Consider the following 21,790-nt stretch of genomic DNA (forward strand, 5'->3'; position numbering starts at 1 on the left):
GGCGAAGACTGTCAAGGCCTGAGGGGAGGCACGACAGCGGGATAATCGACGCCGGTCGGCCGAGCAGGCGGCGGGCCCACCCGAGGGGCCGGACCGGTCGGGCCGGCGGAGACAGGAGTGGCCATGAGCACGTCCGCGACCGACGGGCGGGTCCGCAAGGGCGATCGCACCCGGCAGGCGATCGTCCACCGGGCCGCCGACATCGCCTCGATGGAGGGCCTGGAGGGACTGTCCATCGGCCGGCTCGCGAGCGACCTGGAGATCAGCAAGAGCGGGGTGTTCGCCCACTTCGGTTCCAAGGAGGAACTGCAACTCGCCGCGATCGGCGCGGCGGTCGAGGTCTACGTGGACCATGTGGTGACCCCGGCGATGGAGGGGCCCGCCGGCCTGGTCCGGCTGTGGCGGCTGACCGAGCACTGGATCGCCTACTCGCGCGACCGGGTCTTCCCCGGCGGTTGCTTCTTCTTCAACACCGCCGCCGAGTTCGACGCCCGCCCGGGCCGGGTCCGCGACGCACTGGCCGGCGCCTGGAGCGGCTGGCGCGCGCTGCTGACCGCCGAGGCCGAGGCGGCGAAAACCCGGGGCGAGGCCCACCCGGACCTGGACGTGGCCCAACTCGTCTTCGAGATCATCGCGTTCCTGGAGGCCGCCAACGGCATCAGCGTCCTGCACGACGACGAGAGCGCCTACACCCGGGCGGGCACCGCCATCCACGCCCGCCTGCTGACGGCCGCCATCGACCCGGATGCGCTACGGGCGCCGCCGACGGAATAGGGCGCGCCCCGCCGGGGCTCAGTCCGCCGCCAACCCCGCGTACCTCCGGCAGGCCGCCCGGTCGTCCGGCAGGTCGCGCGCCCGCAGCAGCTCGCGGAAGTTGAGCCACTTCCAGGTGTCCACATCCAGTTCGGCCAGGGTCGCCACGACCCGGCGCCGTGCCGCCGGCAAGTCGGCGAAGGCGGGCGCGGGCACTCCCAGTGCCTCCGTGCCGAAGGCCAGGCGAAGTGCCGCGTCCGTGATGGCGAAGGCCGAGGGGCCGGAGGTGCGGGACAGCCCCGTCAGGACCGATTCCAGTACGTCGACCGGGAGTTCGCCGACTTCGAGGGCGACCAGGCTGCTCGACGCGTACGCCCCCAGGTCGCCGTCGAAGAACCCCAGCGGGACCGCCTCGTCGTCGGCCGGCGGGTCCACCATGCAGGCGGCGAGTTCGGCGATCACCTCGAGGTCGGCCGCGCCGAGGCGGGCCAGTGCGATCGCTGCCGCCCAGCGGGCCAGGGGTTCGTCGGTGCCCTGGTGGTAGGCCCGCAGCGGGGCGATCTGGGCCGCGTCGCCGAGCAGCCCGATCGCCACGATCGCGTTCGCCGCGACGCCCGGTACCGATTCGGTCGCCGGCAGGTCGCGCAGCCGGGGCAGGATCCGCGACGCCTCCTCGGGAAACCAGCCGACCGCGTAGGCCGCCGCCGCCCGCAACTGCGGATCGGGATCGGTCAGCACACCGCACAGTGTCGGCACACCGGCACGCACCGCGTCGTACGCGCGCAGTTCGTACTCGGCCTCCCGGCACGACTCCTCGAAGTCGAAGGTGTCCCGCCGCCGCTCCCGGACGCGTCGCTCGGCCTCGCCGTCGGCCTCCGCGATCCAGCCGTCGAACCGCCGCCGAGCCCCCTCCGCACCCTCCGCGCGTGTTCGACCCACCGCCGCGCGCCAGGCGGCGATCGCCACCCCGTCGGGGAGATGCGCCTCGTCGTATCCGATCGCCAACGCCGCGAGCAGATGCACCAGGTCGGCCCGATCGGGGGTGCCCGGATCCGCGACGAGCGCGAGCAGGAACGGGACGGCGTGCGCCGTCGCCTCGTACCGGCTGCCCTGATGAAAGATGTTGCCGTAGAGCGCGTTCAGCGCCCGCCTCCGCTCCTCCGCATCCGCCGAGCGCAACGCGCGCAGCTGTTCGGGCACGTCCTCGGCCGAGCCGTACGCGTGTCCCGAACCCGCCCAGTCGATCCCGTCCAGCCCGGCCAGAGGCCCCCACTCCACCATGGTCGACAATCCTTCCCTCTCCGGCGCGCGGCGTCGACGGGCGGGAGCGATCAACCTTATTGGACCACCCATTACAAAACCTGCTAGCGTGCTCCGTATGGCCCGACCACGGAAGTTCGACGAGGAGCAGGCGGTCCAGGCCGCGCTCGACGCGTTCTGGCGGGCGGGCTACGAGGCCACCTCGACGCAGGACCTGTGCGACGCGACCGGCCTCGGCCGCAGCAGCATCTACAACACGTTCAGCAGCAAACGCGATCTGTTCCTGCGCGCGCTGCGGCGCTATATCGAGCACATGACGAGCGTCCAGGTCGCGAACCTGGAGAGCGATCGCCCCGTACACGACAAGATCCGCGATCTGCTGACCTCGATCGTGGTCGACGAGACCGACAACCCCGGCGACCGGCGCGGCTGCCTGGTGGTCAACACCGCGATCGAACTGTCCGGCCGCGACGTCGAGGTGACCGCGCTGCTCGAACGCGACTACCGCCGCCGGCACGCGGCGATCAGGGCCGCGATCGACGCCGGACGGCTCGACGGCGACATCGACCGGGACAAGGACGCCGACGCCCTCGCGCACGCCGTGATCGGCGCGGTGTCGGGAATCCGACTCGCCGCCCGCAGCGGGGTCGACCGTGCGGGCCTGACGGCGATCGCGGAGACGACACTCGCGGCGCTCTAGCGACCCGCGCGCGCCGAGCCGACACGGCGCCCACCGCACCCCCGGGCCCGGCTCACGCATGCCCCCGTTTTGAACCGTACATTCCAAAACACGAACGCACACCGCACCACCGACTCGGGAGTACCCCCATGCCCCTGGCCGTCTACATCCTCGGACTCGGCATATTCGCGCAAGGCACCTCGGAGTTCATGCTCTCCGGGCTGCTGGAGACGATGGCCGCCGACCTCGGCGTCTCCATCCCCGACGCCGGGCTGCTGATCTCGGCCTTCGCCGTCGGCATGGTCGTCGGCGCACCCCTGCTCGCCGTACTCACCCTGCACTGGCCCCGGCGTACCGCCCTGATCGCCTTCCAGGCCGTGTTCGTCCTGGGCCACGTGGTCGGCGCGCTCGCCCCCGGCTACTGGGTGGTGCTCGCCACCCGCGTGGTCAGCGCCATCGCCTACGCCGGCTTCTGGGCGGTGGCGGCCGTCACCGCGATCGGTCTGGTCGCCCCGAACGCGCGGGCCAAGGCGATGGCGGTGGTAGCGGGCGGATTGTCCCTGGCCACCGTGGTCGGCCTCCCGCTCGGCACCATGATCGGCACCTGGGCCGGCTGGCGCGCGGCCTTCTGGGCGGTCGCCCTGCTCACCGCGCTGAGCACGGTCGCGGTGTACGCGGTCCTGCCCGGCGGTCACACCGCGAACGAGGCGCCGCGCGCGGTCCGGACCGAACTGCGCTCCATGCGCCGGCCGCGACTGTGGGTCGCCTACACCACGACGGCGGCCGGTTTCGGCGCCGTGGTCGCGGTGTTCAGCTACCTCGGCACGATGCTGACCAACACCACCGGGATCGGCGAGGCGTGGGTGCCGCTGGTGTTGTCCTGGTACGGGGTGGGCGCGGTGGTCGGGATCACGGTCGGCGGACGGCTGGCCGACGAACACCCCTTCGGCACCCTGTACGGCAGCCTCGGCACGGTCGTGGTCGTGTCCCTGCTGCTCGCGCTGACGGCGCGGAACGTGCCGGCCACCCTCGTCCTGGTCTTCCTGCTCGGCGCGGGCGGCTTCGCGGCGAACCCGGCCGTCAACGCCCGGGTGTTCGCCATCGCGTCCGACGCCCCCACCCTCGCCGGCGCGACCAACACGGCGGCGTTCAACGTCGGCATCACCGTCGGCCCACTGCTCGGCGGCCGGGTGATCGCGGCCGGCTTCGACTACGCCGCCGTCGCGTGGGTCGGCGTCGCCCTGGGCCTGATCGCAGTGGCGAGCGCCTGGACGGATTCCCGCATGCGCGGGCGTACGTCCGCGCCCGCCGTGCATCCGGCCGCCGAGCACGCCGCCGCCGAAGCGACCCGGGTGCCCGCCTGAGCGGCGCCCGGCGCCGGCCGCGCCGGGTCGACTTCGTGGCCGACGGTGACCATCCCGCCGCACCCCGCGACACTTGCCGTCCCGTGCACCTGACACAGCATCAGTTCCCTTGATTTTTCCGGCCTCCGGGGCTGCCGGACGGCTTGCCGGGGGGTCTAATCTGATCCCCTGCTTCAATGGTCCGTTTTCGGTCGAACGGGTAGAAACCACCCGTCTAGGACAGGACGGTTCGCCATGGTCTCCACCGACCCCGCAAGACCCTCCTCGCCCGAACCGCCCCCGCGTCGCGCAGCCGGCGAGAAGGGCCTCAAGACCGGCGCCCTGGGCCTTGCGTCCAGCGTCGTGATCGGGCTCGCCTCCACCGCACCGGCCTACAGCCTGGCCGCCACCCTCGGCATCATCGTCGCGGGCGTCGGCCTGCAATCGCCGATCGTCATGGTCCTGGCCTTCGTCCCGATGTTCCTGATCGCCTACGGCTACAAGGAACTCAACGAGGACAACCCCGACTGCGGCACCACCTTCACCTGGGGTTCACGCACGTTCGGCCCGATGACCGGCTGGATGGGCGGTTGGGCCATCATCGTCGCGGACGTCATCGTGATGGCCAACCTCGCGCAGATCGCCGGCCAGTACGGCTTCCAGCTGGTCGGCGCCTACGGCCTCGCCGAGGACACGTTCTGGACCACCTTCGCGGGCGTGGTCTGGATCATCCTGATGACCTGGATCTGCTACGTCGGCATCGAACTGTCCGCCAACCTGCAGAAGGTATTGCTGACCATCGAGATCGTGGTCCTGGTCGCCCTCGGCCTCACCGCGCTCTGGAAGGTCTACCTCGGCAACGCCCCCGACGGCTCGGTCCACATCGCGGGGTCCTGGTTCAACCCGTTCGAGATCGACTCCGTCGACGCGCTGACGAAGGGCGTCCTGGCCGCGGTGTTCATCTACTGGGGCTGGGACACGGCCGTCTCGATCAACGAGGAGACCGCGGACTCCGCGCGCACCCCCGGCCGGGCCGCGGTGATCTCGACCGTTCTGCTCCTGCTGATCTACGTCCTGATCAGCACCTCGGCGCTGTCCTTCGCGGGCGCCGGCGACACCGGCAGCGGTCTGGCCAATCCGGACAACTCCGGGGACGTACTGTCCGGCCTCGGTTCGAGCGTCTTCGGCAGTGTCGGATTCGGCTGGTTCATGGCCAAGCTGCTGGTGTTCATGGTGCTGACCTCGTCGGCGGCGTCCACCCAGACCACCATCCTGCCGACCGCGCGCACCGCGCTGTCGATGGCCGCGCACCGGGCCATCCCGGAGAAGTTCGCGCGCGTGCACACCCGCAACCAGGTGCCGACCTGGTCCACGGTCGGCATGGGGATCGCGTCGGTGGCCTTCTACGTGGCGATCACCCGGGTCAGCACCAACGTCCTGACCGACTCGATCGGTTCGATCGGCCTGGCCATCGCCTTCTATTACGGCATCACCGGCTTCGCCTGCGTCTGGTACTACCGGCGCGTGCTCACCCGCAGCCGGCGCGACCTGATCACCAAGGGCATCATGCCGGGGCTCGGCGGCGCACTGCTGGCGTACTTCTTCATCGACGCGTGCTACGTCTACTCGGACAAGGACTACGGCACGACGTACTGGACCCTGCCGTTCGCGCCGCACTGGCAGCTCGGCGGGGTGTTCCTGACCGGGATCGGCGCGCTGTTGCTGGGCGCGGTACTCATGCTCGGGTACCGGTTCGTCGCGCCGTCGTTCTTCCGCGGCGAGACGCTGCCGCACGCGGTGGCTTCGAGGAACGCCGTGGTCGAGTGGGTGGGGTCGGCGGGGTCTCCGGGGTCCGCGGGGCCTGCGGGCCCGGCGGGGTCTCCGGGATCGGCGGGGGCTGCGAAGGACGAGGGGTCCACGGGATCCACCGCGCTCTGACCCGCGTGGGTGGGCCCACTCCGCTCGGTGGGCCCACCGCGCCATCGGTCGGTGTTCGCGGTCGGTGTTCGCGGTCAGTGTTCGCGGAACTGCTCCAGGAGGCGACGGTCGCGCTTGGTCGGGCGGCCCGTGCCGCGGTCCCGCTGGGGAACCATCAGGAGCGCGTCCCGAGGCGGACGCGGCGGGCTGTTGTCGGTCAGGCACTCGGCGGCCACCGGCGGCCCGACCCGCTTGCGCACGATGCGCTTGACCACGACGATCCGCTCGTAGCCGTCCATGCGCACCCGCACCTCGTCCCCGACCTTGACGGTCTGGGCGGGCTTGACCCGGTCCCCGTTGACCCGCACGTGCCCGGCCTTGCAGGCCGCGGCGGCAAGCGAGCGGGTCTTGGTCAGCCGCACCGACCAGATCCAACTGTCGACCCGAACGGTCGTCGCCTCGTCTGTTGCCATGCCCCGACTCTAACCCGGCAGGTTCGGTTCGCCCCACCTCCGCACACCGGGCTGCACCCCGGCCGGTTCGGGTGTCCGCACGGTCGTTGCGGCACCCCGCCGGGCGGGACCCTCGGGGGATACCCGTGCGTCCCCGAGGAGTCGGCGTGTTCCCGAATACGATCCACCTGCCCGGCAATCCCACCGTCGTGACCCGTCGTCGCTGCTGCGTACTGGCCGTGACGCTGGCCGGGTCCGCCGTGGTCGCCACCACGCCCGCCGCCGCTGCCACCGGCACGCAGCGGGCCCGGACGGGCGGTGCGCGACTGCGCCGGGAGGCGGAGTGGCTGCTGCGCGAGGGTGGCTACGTCAATGTCGCGATCCTGCTCCGGGACGGGTCCGAGCGGATCGAGGCAAGCGCCGGACCCGGCGAGCTGCGTACCGGGCAACCGATGCCGCGCGGCGGCGCGTTGCGGGCCGGCAGTGCCACCAAGGCGTTCGTGGCCACCGTCGTCCTGCAACTGGTCGCCGAGCGGCGGTTGTCGCTCACGGATGCGGTGGACCGGTGGTTGCCGGGCGTGGTGGCCGGCAACGGCAACGACGGACGCCGGGTGAGCGTGCACAACCTGCTGCGACACACCAGCGGGCTGCACAACTACAGCATCGAACTCGGAGACACCGCCGCCGACTTCGAACGATTGCGGTTCCGCCACACGGGGCCGGCCGAACTCGTCGCCGCCGCACTGCGCTTCCCCCCGAGCTTCCCGCCCGCCGCGCCCGACGACCCGGCACCGAACTGGGAGTACTCGAACACCAATTACATCCTGGCCGGGATGATCATCGAGCGGATCACCGGCCGACACTGGGCCGAGGAGGTGCGTGCCCGGGTACTTCGCCCGCTCGGCCTCACCGACACCCATGCCCCCGGCGACGACCCGACCCTGCCCGCGCCGTACGCCCACTCGTACCACCGCTTCCCGGACCGGGACGAGTGGGTGGACACGACCGTACGCACCATGTCCTGGGCCGACGCCGCCGGCGAACTCGTCACCACCCACGCCGACTTGGAGCGCTTCTTCACCGCGCTGCTGCGCGGCCGACTGCTTCCACCGGCGCAACTCGCGCTGATGCGCGAGACCGTGCCGATGCCGCCCGACTTCGAGCAGGTGATGCCGGGTGTGCGGTGCGGCCTCGGCCTGATGCGCCAACCGCTGCCGTGCGGCGGGTATCGCTGGGGCCACGGCGGGGACGTCGAGGGCTCCAAGATCCGCATGGGCGTCACCGAGCACGGCCGGCGCAGCGTGGTGATCGTGGCCAACGGCACCTACACGGACGACGAACACGGCCTGCGCGCCGAGGTGGCCGTGCAACAACTCACCGACCGCCTGCTCTGCCCCGAAGGGAGCGCGCCACGATGACCGCGCCGAACCGGATCCACAAAAGGTCGTTACGCCCGGCGGCCCTGGCCCTGGGCATCGCCCTGACCCTGACGGCGGCCGGCCCGGGCGCGGCGACGGCGAGCGCCGACGCCCCTGCCTCCCGCCTCCAACGCGATACCGACGCGGTCCGCGCGGCCGGCACGATCGGCGTCACCGTGCACTACACGGCTCGCCCGACGCCCGGCGGGCCCACCACCGTCCGTACCGCCCGCAGCGGTGAGGCCGAACTCCACACCGGCCGGCCGCTGCCCCCGAGCGGCCACTACCGCACCGGCAGCACGACCAAGACCTTCGTCGCCACCGTCGCCCTCCAACTGGTCGCCGAGGGCCGACTGCGGCTCGACTCCCCCATCGAGACCTGGCTCCCCGGCCTGGTGCGCGGCAACGGCAACGACGGCCGCCGGATCACCCTGCGTCACCTGCTCCAGCACACCAGCGGTATCCCCGGCTACACCGCGCTGCCCGCCGCCGTACCGGCCCTGTACTCGGCGCGCGGCTACCTGGAGAACCGCTTCCGGCACTACCGGGCCGAGGATCTGGTCGCCGCCGCGCTGACCCTGCCGAGCCGCTTCGAGCCGGGGAGTTCGTGGGCGTACTCGAACACCAACTACCTGCTGGTGGGCCTGATCATCCGGCAGGTCACCGGCCACTCGTGGGGCGAGGAGGTTCAGGATCGCATCATCCGCCCGGTCGGCCTGCACGACACCCGCGTCCCGGGCGACGATCCGTACCTGCCGCAGCCACACGCACAGGCGCAGCACACCTTCGCGGGCGACGCCCGGCCGACCGACACCACCGTGCTCAACCACACCGTCGCCGACGCGTCGGGCGCCATCCACGGCACGCCGAGCGACATCGACCGGTTCTTCGTCGCGTTGTTGTCCGGCCGGCTGCTCGGCCCCGCCGAACTGGCCGAGATGCAACGCACCCACCCGATCCCCGACGAGCCCGGACGCGGGTACGGTCTGGGGCTGGAGAGCACCGAGTTGAGCTGCGGCGGGCGGTACTGGCAACACGGCGGCGACGATCTGGGCTTCTCCAGCGAGAACGGCGTCACCGGCGACGGGAGTCGTGCAGTCCTGGTGGTGCGCAACGGCGTCGACGAGAACGACGAGGCGGGCGGTGCACGGGTGGACGCGGCGACCCGGGCGCTGATCGACCACGCCCTGTGCGCCCCGGATCCACGCCACCCGTGAACCGGGCGACTACGGCCTGGGCGCGAGCAGTTCCGTCCACCCCTCCAGGGTCGGCCGCTCCGCCAGGTCGGCGAAGTCCACGCTCACTCCGTGGTCGCGGGTCCAGCGCTCGACCAGCGCCATCACCCGCACCGAGTCCAGGCCGTAGTCGACCAGGTTCTCGTCGTCGGGGATGTCCGCCGGGTCCTCGCCGAGGATGTCGGCCACGTCGGTGCGGATCAGTTCGAGGGTCAGGGCCATGTCCGGTCTACTTTCCCGCGAAGAGTGATTGGGTATCGGTGACCACCGCGCAGTTCGCGGCGGCCCAGGACAGGGCCATGCGGTGGTTGTCCGAGGTGAAGTCGGCCACCGCGTCGGCCACCACGAACGTCTGGATGTCCTGCATCCAGGCGTCGCACGCGGTGGTGGTCACGCCGATGTGCGCGTACACCCCGACGATGATCAGTTGGTCGCGCTCCAGGTCGCGCATCCAGCGGCGCAACTCGGTGCGGACGAAGGCGCTGTACTTCCACTTGGTGAGCACCGTGTCGGCGGGGCCGGGCGCGACCGGTGCGGCGACGGCCGCCGCGTGCAGGTCGTCGGGCAGGCCCGGGCCCCAGAAGTCCTGTTGCAGGCCGCGCTGTTCGGCGGTCTGGCCGCCGGGCTGGGCGGAGTAGACCACGGGTACGCCGAGTCGGTCGCAGTCGTCCTTGAGACGGGCGACGTTGGCGAGCAGTTCGGTGATCGGCGAGGCGTTCGGGGTGAACGCGGACAGGAAGTAGTTCTGGAGGTCGTGCACGAGGAGCGCGGCGCGGGTGGGATCCACGGTCCAGTCCACCCGATTCGTCGGCAGGTCGGCTGCGTTCGGCATGGGATAGGGGGCGATCTTGGGGAGGGCCATCGGGGAGGCGGTCCTTCGGGAGGTGGATGTGTGGGGGTGGAGGCGGGCTCAGCCGGCCCGGGCGGCCAGTCCGGCCGCGATCGCCGCGCGCAGGTCCTTCTTGCTGACCTTGCCGACGCCGGTATACGGGAACGTCTCGACGAACTCGACGTGGTCGGGCACCTTGTAGCCGGCCAGGCCGCGTTCGCGGACGAAGCGGCGGATGGCCACGGGCTTGAGCGGTTCGGCACCGGCGCGCAGGATCACGTACGCGCAGGTGCGTTCGCCCAGGTAGGCGTCCGGTACGGCGACCACGGCCGCGTCGTGTACGGACGGGTGGGCCAGGATGTGGTTCTCCACCTCCTCCGCCGCCACCTTCTCGCCGCCGCGGTTGATCTGGTCCTTGGCCCGGCCCTCCACCACGAGGTGGCCGGAGGCGAGTCTGCGGACCACATCGCCCGTGCGGTAGAAGCCGTCCTCGGTGAAGGATCGCGCGTTGTGCTCGGGGGCGTTCCAATAGCCGCGGATGGTGTAGGGGCCGCGCGTGAGCAGGTGTCCGGTCTCGCCGTCGGGGACGGGCACGTCGGCGTCGTCGACGATGCGGATCTCGTCGTCCGGGGAGATCGGCCTGCCCTGCGAGGTGACGATGATCTCGTCGGGGTCGTCCAGGCGGGTGTAGTTGACCAGGCCCTCGGCCATCCCGAACACCTGTTGCAGGGTGCAGCCGAGGGTCGGGGTGACCCGGCGGGCCGCCTCCTCGCTGAACTTGGCGCCGCCGACCAGGAGTACGCGCAGGCTGCTCAGGTCGAAGCCGCCGCGCTCGGCGGCCTCGGTCCAGGCCAGGGCGAGCGGCGGTACCACCCCGGTGATGGTCACCCGTTCGCGTTCGATCAGCGCGAAGGCGACGTCGGGGGTGGGCTTGGGGCACAACACCACGCGTGCGCCCGCGTACAGCGCGCCGAGCGTGCCGGGCGAGCTGAGCGGGAAGTTGTGGGCGGCGGGCAGCGCGCACAGGTACACGCTGTCCGCGTCGACCGCGCAGATCTCGTTGGAGCCGCGCAGCGAGTAGATGTAGTCGTCGTGGGTGCGCGGGATCAGCTTGGGCACGCCCGTACTGCCCCCGGACAGTTGCAGGAAGGCGAGATCGCCCGGGGCCGGGGGGTCGGTGATCTCGACCGGGTCGCGCTCGATGTCGACCAGCGCGGTGTGTTCGCCCGGATCGCCGACCACCAGGACGTGCCGGAGCGTGGGCGTGACCGCCTGTACCGCGCTTGCCAGGGTGCGGTGGTCGAAACCGTCGGACACGTCGGGGATCACGTAGGCGACCGCCTCGCTGAACGCGCAGAAGTGGCCGATCTCGGTCTGGCGGTGTGCGGGGAGCGCGAACACCGGCAGGGCGCCGATCCGGAACAGGGCGAAGATCACCGCGAAGAACTCGGCCACGTTCGGCAGTTGCACCACGACCCGGTCGCCCCTGGCGACGCCGAGCGCGAGCAGTCCGGCGGCGACGCGGTCGGCTCGCTCGTCCAGGTCGCGGTAGGTCCAGTGGCGTTCGCCGTCCACGACGGCGACCCGGTGCGGGTGCGCGGCGGTGCGGTCGCGCAGGACGCCGCCGAAAGTCTCGCCGCGCCACCAACCGGCCGCGCGGTAGCGCTCGGCGAACTCGGCGGGCCAGGTGGGCGCGAGCGACCCGGGGTTGGGGGTGCTCGGCGTGCTCGGCGTGGACGCGGTGCTCGGCGGCTTCGGGGTGCTCATCGTTCACCCGCCACGGCGTGCAGGAAGGTGCGGAACTTGGCCTCGGTCTCGGCGGTTTCCGCGTCCGGGGAGGACTCCGCGACGATCCCGGCACCGGCGTACAGGCGCAGCACGTCGCTCGCCGCCTCGGCGCAGCGGATGGTGACCACCCATTCGCCGTCGCCGTCCGCGTCGCCCCAGCCGACCATGCCGGTGTACAGACCCCGGTCGAACGGTTCGAGGTCGGCTATGGTCTGCCGCGCGGTGGTGGTCGGGGTGCCGCAGACGGCGGGTGTCGGATGCAGTGCGCAGGCCAACTCCAGTGCGGAGGGCCGCCTTTCCGGGTCCACGGTGCCGGTGACGGTGGTGGACAGGTGCCACATCGCGGCGGTGCAGACCAGGGTCGGCCGTTCGGGGATCTCCAGGGTGGCGCAGTGTGGGGCGAGCGCGTCCCGCACGGCCGCCACCACGACGGCGTGTTCGTGCAGGTCCTTCTCGGATTCGAGCAAGGCCATCGCGCGGCGTACGTCCTCGGCCAGATCGGTGCTGCGTTTGGCGGATCCGGCGAGCGGGTTGGCGACCACCCGGTCGCCGTGCCGGGAGACGAGCAGTTCGGGGCTGGCGCCGATCAGGGTGTGGTCGGGCCGGGTGCCCGGGACCGCGAAGGTGTACCCCTGCGGGTCGCGGCGGGCCAGGCGCTGCAACAGGACGGGTATGTCCGGCGGATCGGCCGCGTGCAGTTCCAGGGTGCGGGCGAGCACGACCTTGTCGAACGCCCCGGCGCGCATGCGCCGTACGGCCTCGGCGACGCCCGCGCGGTAGGTCTCCGGCGCGGGCACCGGACGGATGTCCCAGTCGGTCGGCGGTGGCGCGGGCGCGGCCAGTGCGATCAGCGGGTCGGCGGACAGCGGCGGCCCCCAGTCGATCGTGCCGGGCACCACGAGCGCGGCGGGTGCGCCCTGGTCGAAGGGCACCGCGCCGAGCACGATCGGGGGCCGGCCGCCGACCGGACTCGCGTCGGCCAGCGTCGCGGCCACGCGCGTCGGCAACGGGCGGGCGTCGTGCGGGACTTCGGCCTGCGTGCCGTGCGCGAGCAGGGTGCGGGTGGGGGACGCGAAGAAGCGTGTGTCGCCCGGACGATACGCCTCCAGCAGCGCGGTCGCCGCGCCCACTGTGGCCAGGCCGGTGGCTTCTGGGGTGGTCACCTGAGGCTCCTTTGATTCTCCGACGGGGTGGTACGGAGTCCGTGCGGCACCGACGACCGGCCGGTCGGCCGGTGGGCCGGGCGAGTGGGGCACGTCGAACCGGTGCGCGCGGTCCGCTTCCACGGTCTGCGGTACCGGTCGCCGCGCGCGGTGTTGCGATGCGAGTGTGCGTGCGGGTACAGGTGCATGGCCGTTCCGCCGGGCGGCTCGTGGCCGAAGTCCCATACGAGGAGCGCCCGTTCGTCACACGTGCAGCGTGGCGCCGCCGTCGACGTACATGTTGTGCATGGTGATCTGCCGAGCTCGGTCCGAGGCCAGGAACACGACCGCCTCGGCGATGTCGGCGGGGTCCGCGATCCGGCCGAGCGGAATCCCGGTGCGCCACGCCGCCGGGTCGCCATCGAGCACCCGCTTCGGCGCCTCGGGGTCGGTCCACAGGGCGCGTTGCATCGGGGTGTCGGTGGAACCCGGCGAGACCACGTTACAGCGCACACCGCTGCGTGCCAGCTCCAGTCCCAGACACATCGTGAACATCGTGGCGGCGGCCTTGGAGGCCGCGTAGGCCGCCATCCCGGTGCGTGGGATGCCGGCCGCGTTGGACCCGACCGTGACGATGCTGCCGCGCCCGCGCGCGGCCATCGATCCGGCCACCGCCCGGCCGGTGTGGAACACCCCGGTGGTGTTGACCGCGAATGTGTCGGCCCAGTCCCGGTCGGTGAGTTCGGTCACCGGCGAGACGTGCAGCACGCCGGCCACGTTGACCAGGATGTCGATCGGCCCGAGGTGATTCTCGATCGCGGCGATGGTGGCGTCGACCGCCGAGGCGTCGGTGACATCGAGCGGGTATGCGATCACCGCGTCGGTGCCGTCGTCGGCCATCAGGTCTTTGACGCCGGTCGGATTGCGGTCGGTGGCGGCGACGGTCGCGCCGTGGTCGACGAGGGCCCGGACGACGGCGGCACCGATGCCCTGCGCGGCGCCGGTGACCACCGCGACGCGACCGGCGAGGTCTGATGGGTGCACGAAACTCCCCTTGGCAAGCACAACCCCGTTGATCGGGATTTAGGTTAGCCTAACCTAATATCGATCTCATGGTCGATCCCGGTGGGGCCCTCTGCGCGGGCTCGAAGTCGGCGTGATGCGGCCTTCCAAGGGTGCTCGGTGGTTAGGTTAGCCTCACTTTATGACTGTGCATCAGCCGATTCTGCAAAACCTGGGTGGCCCGCCGAGCATGTCCACCGACGCCACGCCCGGTGCGCACTCGGACGATCGCCGCGACGACCCCTCCGGGCGCGCGGCCGGTCGGCGTACGGTCCTGATCGCTGCGATCGCACTGACCGCGACGGTGGTGGTGCTGACCGGGATCTCGCTTTCGGTGGGCGCCGGCGAGGTCGGTGTCGGCGGCGCCTTCGACTACATATTCAACCGGCACGGCGCCCGCTCCGACAGTCATCTGACCCTGGTCATTCGCGACTTGCGGCTGCCGCGCACGCTGACCGCGTTGCTCACCGGCGCCGCGTTGGGCACGGCGGGCTGCCTGTTGCAGACCGTCACCCGCAATCCGCTGGCCGAGACCGGGCTGCTCGGGGTCAACGCGGGCGCCTCGCTCGGCGTCGTGCTCGGCATCACCCTGGTCGGCGTGCAGACCGGATACGGCTATCTGGTCTGGGCGTTCGCCGGCGCCGCCGTGGCCGGGCTGCTCGTCCTGGCCATCTCCGCCCGGCGCGGCGGCGGTTCGCCGATGCGGCTGGTGCTCGCGGGCGCCGCGCTGAGCGCCACCTTCGGCGGCATCACCAACATCCTGATCGTCAACTCCACCGAGGCGTACGACAACTTCCGCTTCTGGATCCTCGGTTCGCTGGCCGGCATCCAGGGCTTCGACTCGCTCGGCAGCCTCGCGCCGGTGCTCGCGGGCGGGTTCGTGCTCGCCGTGCTGGTCTCGCGGTCGTTGTCGGCGCTGGTCCTGGGCGACGACCTGGCTCGCGGGCTCGGCCATCGCCCGGCGCTGACCCGGGCCCTGGTCGCGGTGTCGGTGACCCTGCTCACCGCGTCCTCGGTGGCCATGGTCGGCCCGATCTCCTTCCTCGGCCTGCTCGCCGGATTCCTCGCCCGGACCCTGGCCGGCCCGCGCATCCTCGCCCAACTGTGCTTCTCCGCGCTGATCGGCGCGGCCGTACTGACCGCCGCCGACGTCGCGGCCCGGGTGGTTGCCCGGCCGTTCGAGGCGCCGGTCTCGGTGATCGTGGCGCTGATCGGCGCGCCGCTGTTGATCGGCGTGGTGCGGTCGCGGCGGCTGGGCGCGCTGGGGCTGACGGACGCGCCGGAGTCGGTGTCGGCGTCGAGTGGGGGTTTCGGCGGTGCGGCGCGGGTGCGGCGTCTGATCGGGCGCGGGGGCGGGGGCGCTGGGGCGGCGCGGGCGGGCGAGGCGGCACGGGCGGGCGAGGATGTGCCCGAGGACGAGGCGGCGCGTGCGGACGAGGCCGCGCGTTCCGCGGCGCTCGGGCGGAGCATTCCGCGGTTGCCCGAGCAGCTGGTGTTGCGCCGGGGCCGGTTCTCCCTGCTGTTGCCCGGTCGGGCGGTGCTGGTTACGACGCTGCTCGCGGTCGCGCTGGCCGCGGCGATCGTGGTGTCGGTCTACTCCGGACAGCGCGGACTGGGCCTGGTCCGTACCTTCGACGCGATCCTCGGCCGGGGCGACCACTTCGACGTGCTGCTGGTCCGCGAGTTCCGACTGGGTCGGATCGTGGCCGGCGCGGCGGCGGGCGCGGCGCTGGGCGTCGCGGGCTGCCTGACCCAGACACTGGCCCGAAACCGGCTCGCCACCCCGGAGTTGCTCGGCGTCAACGACGGCGCCACCGCCGCCGTCCTGGTCTCGGTCAGCTTCAGCGCGAGCGGCTCGTTCGGTGCGTGGTGGGCCGGACCGATCGGTGCGCTCGTCGCCGCCGTGGTGGTCACCGCGGTCGCCGGCGGCCTGGGCCGACGCGGCTATCGGGTCCTGGTGGTCGGCCTGGCGCTGTCCGCGCTGGCGTCCGCGATCACGCAGGTGGTGCTCGCCCGGCGATCGCTCAACTCGGCGAGCGCGCTGTACGTGTGGAGTTCGGGCAGCCTGAACGGGCGCGGATACAGCGTGGCATGGCCGGTACTGATCGGGCTCGCGGTGCTGGTCCCGCTCGCCCTCGCGCTCGGGCGCAAGCTGGACGTGTTGCGCTTCGACGACTCCACCGCCTCCTCGCTCGGCCTGGATCCGGGCCGGATCCGGCTGATCTGCCTGGTCGCGGCGGTCTGCCTGGCGGGTCTGGCGGTCGGGATCTGCGGGCCGGTGGGCTTCGTCGCGCTGGCCGCGCCGGTGATCGCCGGACGGCTGACCGGACCGCTGCGGGTGCCGATCCTCGGCTCGATGCTGGTCGGCGCGATCCTGATCGTGCTGGCCGACATGCTGGGCCGAATCGTCCTGGACGGCGCGGAGATTCCGGTCGGCGTGGTGACCACGGTGCTGGGCGGTCCGTTCCTGCTGTGGGTGCTGCTGGGTCGGTCCGGCTCGGCACGCGCGTAGGGTGGGGTCGAGGCCGGATCGTAATAATCCGCGGCGAAGGGGTGTACGCCGAAAAAGGCGGGGCAGTATGCCCGGACGTCGGAACCATGCACCCGCGCCCACGCACCGTGTACGACAAGAGGGGAAGGCAGACGATGAACCCGAGCACGACGACCGCGACCACAGCCGCCGCGGAGATTGCTCACACGGCTCGTTCCGTCGCATTCCCGGCACTCGCGTCCTCGGCTCCGGAATCCTCGGTCGGCACGTCCGGCGAGTCTGCCGACCGGGTTTTCGACACCTTGGCTTCGCCGGATCGCGCGGAGCCGACCGCGAGCGACGCGCGAGCGATGTCCAAGGTCCTCTTCGACCGACTGAAGGTGTTGGAGGAGGGCACACACGAGTATCAGTACGTGCGCAACACCCTGATCGAACTCAACCTCCCCCTGGTCCGGTTCGTGGCCGGTCGCTATCGCTCGCGGCACGAGTCGGTCGAGGAGATGGTCCAGGTCGGCACCATCGGGCTGATCAAGGCGATCGACCGCTTCGACGCCTCGTTCGGGACCGAGTTCCCCACCTTCGCGATACCCACGATCTCGGGTGAGATCAAGCGCTTCTTCCGGGACACCAGCTGGGCCGTACACGTGCCGCGGCGCCTTCAGGAGCTGCGGCTCGAACTGGCCCGTGCGCGGGACGCGTTCACCGGTCGATTCGACCGTGAACCCACCCCCGCCGAGCTGGCCGAATACCTGGACCTCAGCATCGAGGAGGTCACCGAGGGGCTGACCGCTGCGGCCGGCTACTCCGCCGCCTCGCTGGACGCGCCCACCTCGGAGGACGGTCCGGGCGACGGCTACTCCGGCCGCTCGTCCTACGTCGACCCCGGCTACGAGATCGCGGAGAACCTGCACGTACTGAAGCCGCTGCTGGCCGCGTTGCCGGAGCGGGACCGGGAGATCGTGTCGATGCGGTTCGGCCAGGAACTGACCCAGGCCCAGATCGGCGCCAGGCTCGGAATCTCCCAGATGCACGTGTCGCGCCTGCTCAGCCGCATCCTGACCCGGCTGCGCGCGGAACTGCTCGCGGACTGAGCACACTTCGTACGCTTGGTACGCTTCGCGCACGGAGCGCATCGACTCGGGGCGGGGCCACGCGAACTCGCGGCCCCGCCCCATTCGTTCGCCCGGTGCGCTGTTTCAGGCCGCCGCGCGGCCGAGCAGTGCGTCCATCGCCTCCGGGAAGTCGGCCGTGATCGCCGGTCCCAGTTCCGGGCCCACGCGGTCGGCGTCCGGGCCGGTGATCTCCAGGCGGTGCACCACCCGGGTACCGGCGCCGTTCGCGAGCCGTTGCAGGGCGTGGCTGAAGCGCAGCCGCACACCGCCGAACTCGGTTTCGTCCGCGTACAGTTCGTTCTCTTCGAGGGCGACGATCACGGACCGGATCGGCTCCTGCCCAGTCGGCGTCATCGAGACGTACGACCCGACCTCGAACGGTCCCTCCAGCACGACCGCCTCCATCGAGGTGTCCCAGCGCGCCCAGTTGTCCACGTCCGCAAGCACCTTCCAGATCGCCTCGACGCCCACCTCGGTCTCGACCGTGTGCTCGTGAATCCACATGATGTGCCCGCTCCGCTTGCTCGGCGACATTTAACCTGCGCAAAGATTATCTGTGCGACGACTGAATCACAAGGAATCCGGGTCGCCGCACCGGTCGCCGGCCGGATCCCGCCGGGCGGGGTCACCGATCGCGGGGTATGCGATCACGGACAGGGAATCCGGGTCACGAACAGGGAACAGCCGTGGACCTCGCTTCGTTGTCCGAACGGCCGCACCGACCGGATCCTCGGCGACGTGGGGCCGAGGTTGTGATGTGTGTGTCGGGTCGCGGGGGCGCGGTGCGGAACGGGCGGGCGCGGGTGGGTACACCGCGCGTCGCACGGCATCCGACCGACGTCGCCGTCGCCTCGGCTGCCGACGACAGGGGCGCCATCCGCCCCGCGGAAGTGGAGGCCCAGTGGGTTCGTCCGGCGCTCTCACCCGGTCCGTCCGTCGTTTCCTGGGCAAGCCCGGAACCGTGACCCCGACCGGCCTGCGCCCCCTGGTCCGGCGCGCCGCCGACCGCGAGGCGGCGCTGCGCAATCTGTCCGACGCCGAGCTGCGCGCGGCGGCGCACACGCTACGGGTACGGGTCGGCGGCGCGGAGCCCGAGCCGGAGGCCGCCGCGCGTTCCGGCGGCCGGTTCGGTCGGGCCGGCCGGGCGTCCGGGATTCCGGGCACGCCCTGGGACGACGACGCCATGGTCGAGTTGTGCGCGCTGGGGCGCGAGGCGGGCCGGCGGGCCCTGGGCGAGCGGGCCTACGACGTGCAACTCCTGGGCGTACTCAGCCTGTTGCGCGGCACGGTGGTGGAGATGGCCACCGGTGAGGGCAAGACCCTGGTCGGCGCGCTGGCCGCCGCCGGGTTCGCGCTCCAGGGCCGCCGGGTGCACGTGTTGTCGGTCAACGACTACCTGGCCCGCCGCGACGCCGAGTGGATGGGGCCCGTCTACGACCTGCTCGGCGTGCGCGTGGCGCACGTGACCCAGGAATCCACCCCGGCACAGCGGCGGGCCGCCTACGGCCGCGACGTGGTGCACGTGCCCGTCACCGAGGTCGGCTTCGACACGCTGCGCGACCGGTTGCGTACGGATGTCGCCGAACTGGTGTTGCCCGCGCCGGATGTGGCGATCGTCGACGAGGCCGACGCGGTGCTGATCGACGAGGCCCGGATCCCGCTCGTCCTGGCCGGCGGAACGGCCGCGGGGTCCGACGAGGCGGAGGCGGCCCGGGTGGTGGCGGACCTGGTCGAGGGCCGGCACTACGAGGCCGCGTCGGACGCGATGACCGTACAGCTCACCGACACGGGCGTGGCCGAGGTGGAGCGTGCGCTGGGCGTGGACAACCTGTACGCGCGGGGCATGGACACGCGCCTGTCCCAGGTCAACGTCGCCCTGTACGCGCGGGCGCTGCTGCGTCGGGACGTGGACTACCTGGTGCGCGAGGGCGGCATCAAGCTGGTGGACGCCAACCGCGGCCGGGTCGCCCAGCGGCAGCGCTGGCCCGACGGGCTGCACGCGGCGGTGGAGGCCAAGGAGGGGCTGACCGCCGGACCGCGCGGGGAAGTCCTGGACCAGCTGATCGTGCAGGACCTGATCGGGAGTTATCCGACGGTGGCCGGGATGACCGGCACGGCCGTGATCGTCGCGGAGCAACTGCGCGAGTTCTACCGGTTGGAGACGGGCGACCTGCCGCCGAACCTGCCCTGCGTGCGGGTGGACGAGCCGGATCGGCTCTACCACGACGAGGAGTCCCGGGACGCGGCGTTGATCGCGCTGGTCGAGCGCACCCACGCCACCGGCCGACCGATCCTGATCGGCACGCGCGACGTCGCCGCGTCGGAGCGAATCGGCGCCGCGCTGCGCGAGGCGGGCCTGCGGTGCGTGGTGCTCAACGCCCGGGACGACAGCCGTGAGGCGGCGATCATCGCGGAGGCCGGGGCGATCGGCGCGATCACGGTGTCCACCCAGATGGCCGGGCGCGGTACGGACATCCGCCTCGGCGGCGCGGACGAGGCCGACCACGAACGCGTCGTCGAACTGGGCGGGTTGCTCGTGGTCGGGGTCGGCCGACACCACACCCGACGGCTGGACGACCAGTTGCGCGGCCGCGCCGGCCGTCAGGGCGACCCGGGCACCTCGGTCTTCCTGACCAGCCTCGACGACGAGTCCATCACCCGGCACACCACCGAACCCCCGCCCCGCGCGGCCCGGGTCGAGTCCGACGGCCGCATCCTCGACGCGGCCGTGCGCCGCTACGTCGAACAGGCCCAACGAATCGCCGAGGGCGCCCTGTTCGACACCCACCGCACCACGTGGATGTACAACCAACAACTCCACCTGCAACGCCGGGAAGTCCTGTCCCTGCGCCACGACGTCCTGCACGACGACGCGGCGACCGTCATCCTGGCCGACCTCAACCCGGACCGCTGGGCCGAACTCCAGGAAGAGGTGGACGACTCCATCCTGGCCGAAGCGGCCCGCCAACTCCTCCTCCACGCCCTCGACCGCGCCTGGACCGACCACCTGGCCCGCACCGCCGACCTCCGCGAGGGCATCCACCTACGCGCCCTGGCCCGCCAAAACCCCATAGACGCCTTCCACGCCGAAACCCAACGAGCCTTCGCCCCGCTGCTCCAACGCGCCCAACGCACCGCAGCCGAATCCCTCGACACCGCCAAAATCACCAAGTCCGGCCTCGACAGGGAAGCCTCAAACCTCACCCGCCCCAGCACCACCTGGACCTACATGGTGGACGACCAACCCTTCCAAAGCCTCCGCGACCCCTTCCTCACCACAATCACCCGAAAACTCCTCCCCACCCCACCCGAAACCGCCTGACCAACAAACAACCCAAGTGATAGAAACCCCTTCAGGTTCTCCCACCCCGAGGCGAGCCAAAAGCCTCACACGAACAGGTGGGCCCAACCGATGCGCACCAAACTGCTAGCCGCAGCCATAGCCATGGCAGTGGCCATCACCGGAGTCATCACGTTCTTCGCCCTGCGCGACGACAACGGCAACGACAAACCAAAGCTCCCGGCAGCCCGCAACGTCTCCCTCAACCCAGTGGTCTGCGCCGCAGTAGGCACCGACGACCCCACGGGCCCAGCCACCGCCGACGCAGCCTGGCAAGCCCTCCAAGACGCAGCCACCACAAACAAAATCAACGCCCAACGCCTACAAATCCCAGCCACATCCCCCACCGACGCAGAGACCTACCTGACCGCCCTCGTGTCACGCAAATGCCGCATAATCATCGCCACCGGCCAACACGTAACCACAGCCGCCCGATCCATGGCCGGCCGAACCACAGACATCCAATGGGCAATAGCCGACTCCGGCCAACCCACCCTCCAAATCACCGTCCTATCCCCCGACCCCAAAACCACCCACTCCCAAGTCCATAACCTGGTCAGGGCGAGCCTGGGCACTTAAGAATTTCGCGGAGACCCAAGTTCCACATCACAAGTGGTCACACAACGCGGAACTGGCTTTGGATAACTCCATGCTCGGCCCGTACCACCCAACAGGTGTAGTGGAGACCCGGCAGATCGGATGGATCGACCCCAAGTTGCTCAGCGAGACCGGCAGCCACGGTTCTAAGCGTCCGCGACGGGTCGTTCGCCCTTTGGCAATGAGCGATAGCGCCACGGATCTCCACCACCACATACTCCATCCACACACCTTGCTCAGCGACCGAGGGATCGCCGCCCTGCCCATGTGAATGCTGCGCATCCAAAATTCGGCCGCAGATTTCACAGCGCGCGCCTACTTGCGAAACGTCCATAATCCGAATCATACCGCCGGCACCCGCCATCGGGCGAT

Annotated in this window: 19 protein-coding genes; 10 read left to right on the plus strand and 9 right to left on the minus strand. The window is 71.3% G+C overall.

What is annotated here, in order from left to right:
- Positions 1-123: 123 nt before the first annotated feature.
- A complete protein-coding gene (locus ACFXKZ_RS08825) occupies positions 124-774 on the plus strand; it encodes a TetR/AcrR family transcriptional regulator (RefSeq protein ID WP_379997976.1) in 651 nt (216 codons plus the stop codon).
- A gap of 18 nt (positions 775-792) precedes the next feature.
- Here the strand turns inward: ACFXKZ_RS08825 and ACFXKZ_RS08830 are convergent, their stop codons facing one another.
- Positions 793-2,034, minus strand: a complete 1,242-nt coding sequence (locus ACFXKZ_RS08830) for a hypothetical protein (RefSeq protein WP_379997978.1) — start codon at positions 2,032-2,034, stop codon at positions 793-795.
- 97 nt (positions 2,035-2,131) lie between these two features.
- On the opposite strand from ACFXKZ_RS08830, the gene ACFXKZ_RS08835 reads away from it, so the two are divergent.
- The 3 genes from ACFXKZ_RS08835 to ACFXKZ_RS08845 all read left to right on the plus strand — a co-directional run bounded on the left by ACFXKZ_RS08835 (position 2,132) and on the right by ACFXKZ_RS08845 (position 5,973).
- Positions 2,132-2,713: a TetR/AcrR family transcriptional regulator gene (locus ACFXKZ_RS08835; protein ID WP_379997980.1), complete on the plus strand. Its 582-nt coding sequence runs from the start codon at positions 2,132-2,134 to the stop codon at positions 2,711-2,713.
- Positions 2,714-2,841: 128 nt separating this feature from the next.
- Positions 2,842-4,056 (plus strand): Cmx/CmrA family chloramphenicol efflux MFS transporter, encoded by a 1,215-nt coding sequence (locus tag ACFXKZ_RS08840; protein ID WP_379997982.1) that lies wholly within the window; start codon positions 2,842-2,844, stop codon positions 4,054-4,056.
- 234 nt (positions 4,057-4,290) lie between these two features.
- Complete coding sequence (locus ACFXKZ_RS08845; protein WP_379997984.1) at positions 4,291-5,973, plus strand: amino acid transporter; 1,683 nt, start codon at positions 4,291-4,293, stop codon at positions 5,971-5,973.
- A 74-nt stretch (positions 5,974-6,047) separates the two neighbouring features.
- Here the strand turns inward: ACFXKZ_RS08845 and ACFXKZ_RS08850 are convergent, their stop codons facing one another.
- Positions 6,048-6,425: an RNA-binding S4 domain-containing protein gene (locus ACFXKZ_RS08850; protein ID WP_379997986.1), complete on the minus strand. Its 378-nt coding sequence runs from the start codon at positions 6,423-6,425 to the stop codon at positions 6,048-6,050.
- Between the two features lie 146 nt (positions 6,426-6,571).
- Here ACFXKZ_RS08850 and ACFXKZ_RS08855 point away from each other — a divergent pair, with 146 nt between their 5' ends.
- On the plus strand, positions 6,572-7,822 hold the full coding sequence (locus ACFXKZ_RS08855; protein WP_379997988.1) for a serine hydrolase domain-containing protein: 1,251 nt from the start codon (positions 6,572-6,574) through the stop codon (positions 7,820-7,822).
- Complete coding sequence (locus ACFXKZ_RS08860) at positions 7,819-9,039, plus strand: serine hydrolase domain-containing protein (protein ID WP_379997990.1); 1,221 nt, start codon at positions 7,819-7,821, stop codon at positions 9,037-9,039. Before ACFXKZ_RS08855 ends, ACFXKZ_RS08860 begins: the two co-directional genes overlap by 4 nt.
- 9 nt (positions 9,040-9,048) lie before the next feature.
- Here the strand turns inward: ACFXKZ_RS08860 and ACFXKZ_RS08865 are convergent, their stop codons facing one another.
- From ACFXKZ_RS08865 to ACFXKZ_RS08885, 5 genes are all read right to left on the minus strand, one after another.
- On the minus strand, positions 9,049-9,279 hold the full coding sequence (locus ACFXKZ_RS08865) for a phosphopantetheine-binding protein (protein WP_379997992.1): 231 nt from the start codon (positions 9,277-9,279) through the stop codon (positions 9,049-9,051).
- Positions 9,280-9,286: 7 nt separating this feature from the next.
- Positions 9,287-9,919 carry an isochorismatase family protein gene (locus ACFXKZ_RS08870; protein ID WP_379997994.1) on the minus strand — a complete coding sequence of 211 codons (633 nt, stop codon included), beginning with the start codon at positions 9,917-9,919 and terminating at the stop codon, positions 9,287-9,289.
- A 48-nt stretch (positions 9,920-9,967) separates the two neighbouring features.
- Complete coding sequence (locus tag ACFXKZ_RS08875) at positions 9,968-11,653, minus strand: (2,3-dihydroxybenzoyl)adenylate synthase (protein WP_379997996.1); 1,686 nt, start codon at positions 11,651-11,653, stop codon at positions 9,968-9,970.
- Positions 11,650-12,837, minus strand: a complete 1,188-nt coding sequence (gene dhbC, locus ACFXKZ_RS08880) for an isochorismate synthase DhbC (RefSeq protein WP_379997998.1) — start codon at positions 12,835-12,837, stop codon at positions 11,650-11,652. The genes ACFXKZ_RS08875 and dhbC overlap by 4 nt, the downstream gene beginning before the upstream one ends.
- A gap of 243 nt (positions 12,838-13,080) precedes the next feature.
- Entirely contained in the window at positions 13,081-13,860 is a 780-nt protein-coding gene (locus tag ACFXKZ_RS08885; RefSeq protein ID WP_379998000.1) for a 2,3-dihydro-2,3-dihydroxybenzoate dehydrogenase, read from the minus strand.
- A gap of 160 nt (positions 13,861-14,020) precedes the next feature.
- Here ACFXKZ_RS08885 and fhuB point away from each other — a divergent pair, with 160 nt between their 5' ends.
- On the plus strand, positions 14,021-16,390 hold the full coding sequence (gene fhuB / locus ACFXKZ_RS08890) for a Fe(3+)-hydroxamate ABC transporter permease FhuB (protein ID WP_379998002.1): 2,370 nt from the start codon (positions 14,021-14,023) through the stop codon (positions 16,388-16,390).
- A 134-nt stretch (positions 16,391-16,524) separates the two neighbouring features.
- A complete protein-coding gene (locus ACFXKZ_RS08895; protein WP_379998004.1) occupies positions 16,525-17,460 on the plus strand; it encodes a SigB/SigF/SigG family RNA polymerase sigma factor in 936 nt (311 codons plus the stop codon).
- Positions 17,461-17,565: 105 nt separating this feature from the next.
- On the opposite strand, the gene ACFXKZ_RS08900 is transcribed toward ACFXKZ_RS08895, so the two are convergent.
- On the minus strand, positions 17,566-17,985 hold the full coding sequence (locus tag ACFXKZ_RS08900; protein WP_379998006.1) for an SRPBCC family protein: 420 nt from the start codon (positions 17,983-17,985) through the stop codon (positions 17,566-17,568).
- A 397-nt stretch (positions 17,986-18,382) separates the two neighbouring features.
- Between ACFXKZ_RS08900 and secA2 the strand changes: the two genes are divergently transcribed.
- Complete coding sequence (secA2, locus tag ACFXKZ_RS08905; RefSeq protein ID WP_379998008.1) at positions 18,383-20,803, plus strand: accessory Sec system translocase SecA2; 2,421 nt, start codon at positions 18,383-18,385, stop codon at positions 20,801-20,803.
- A gap of 90 nt (positions 20,804-20,893) precedes the next feature.
- Positions 20,894-21,400: a hypothetical protein gene (locus tag ACFXKZ_RS08910; RefSeq protein WP_379998010.1), complete on the plus strand. Its 507-nt coding sequence runs from the start codon at positions 20,894-20,896 to the stop codon at positions 21,398-21,400.
- 37 nt (positions 21,401-21,437) lie between these two features.
- Here ACFXKZ_RS08910 and ACFXKZ_RS08915 read toward each other — a convergent pair whose 3' ends face one another.
- Complete coding sequence (locus ACFXKZ_RS08915; RefSeq protein WP_379998012.1) at positions 21,438-21,752, minus strand: hypothetical protein; 315 nt, start codon at positions 21,750-21,752, stop codon at positions 21,438-21,440.
- Between the last annotated feature and the right edge of the window lie 38 nt (positions 21,753-21,790).

The sequence above is a fragment of the Embleya sp. NPDC059237 genome (genome assembly GCF_042754105.1).
Lineage (GTDB): Bacteria > Actinomycetota > Actinomycetes > Streptomycetales > Streptomycetaceae > Embleya.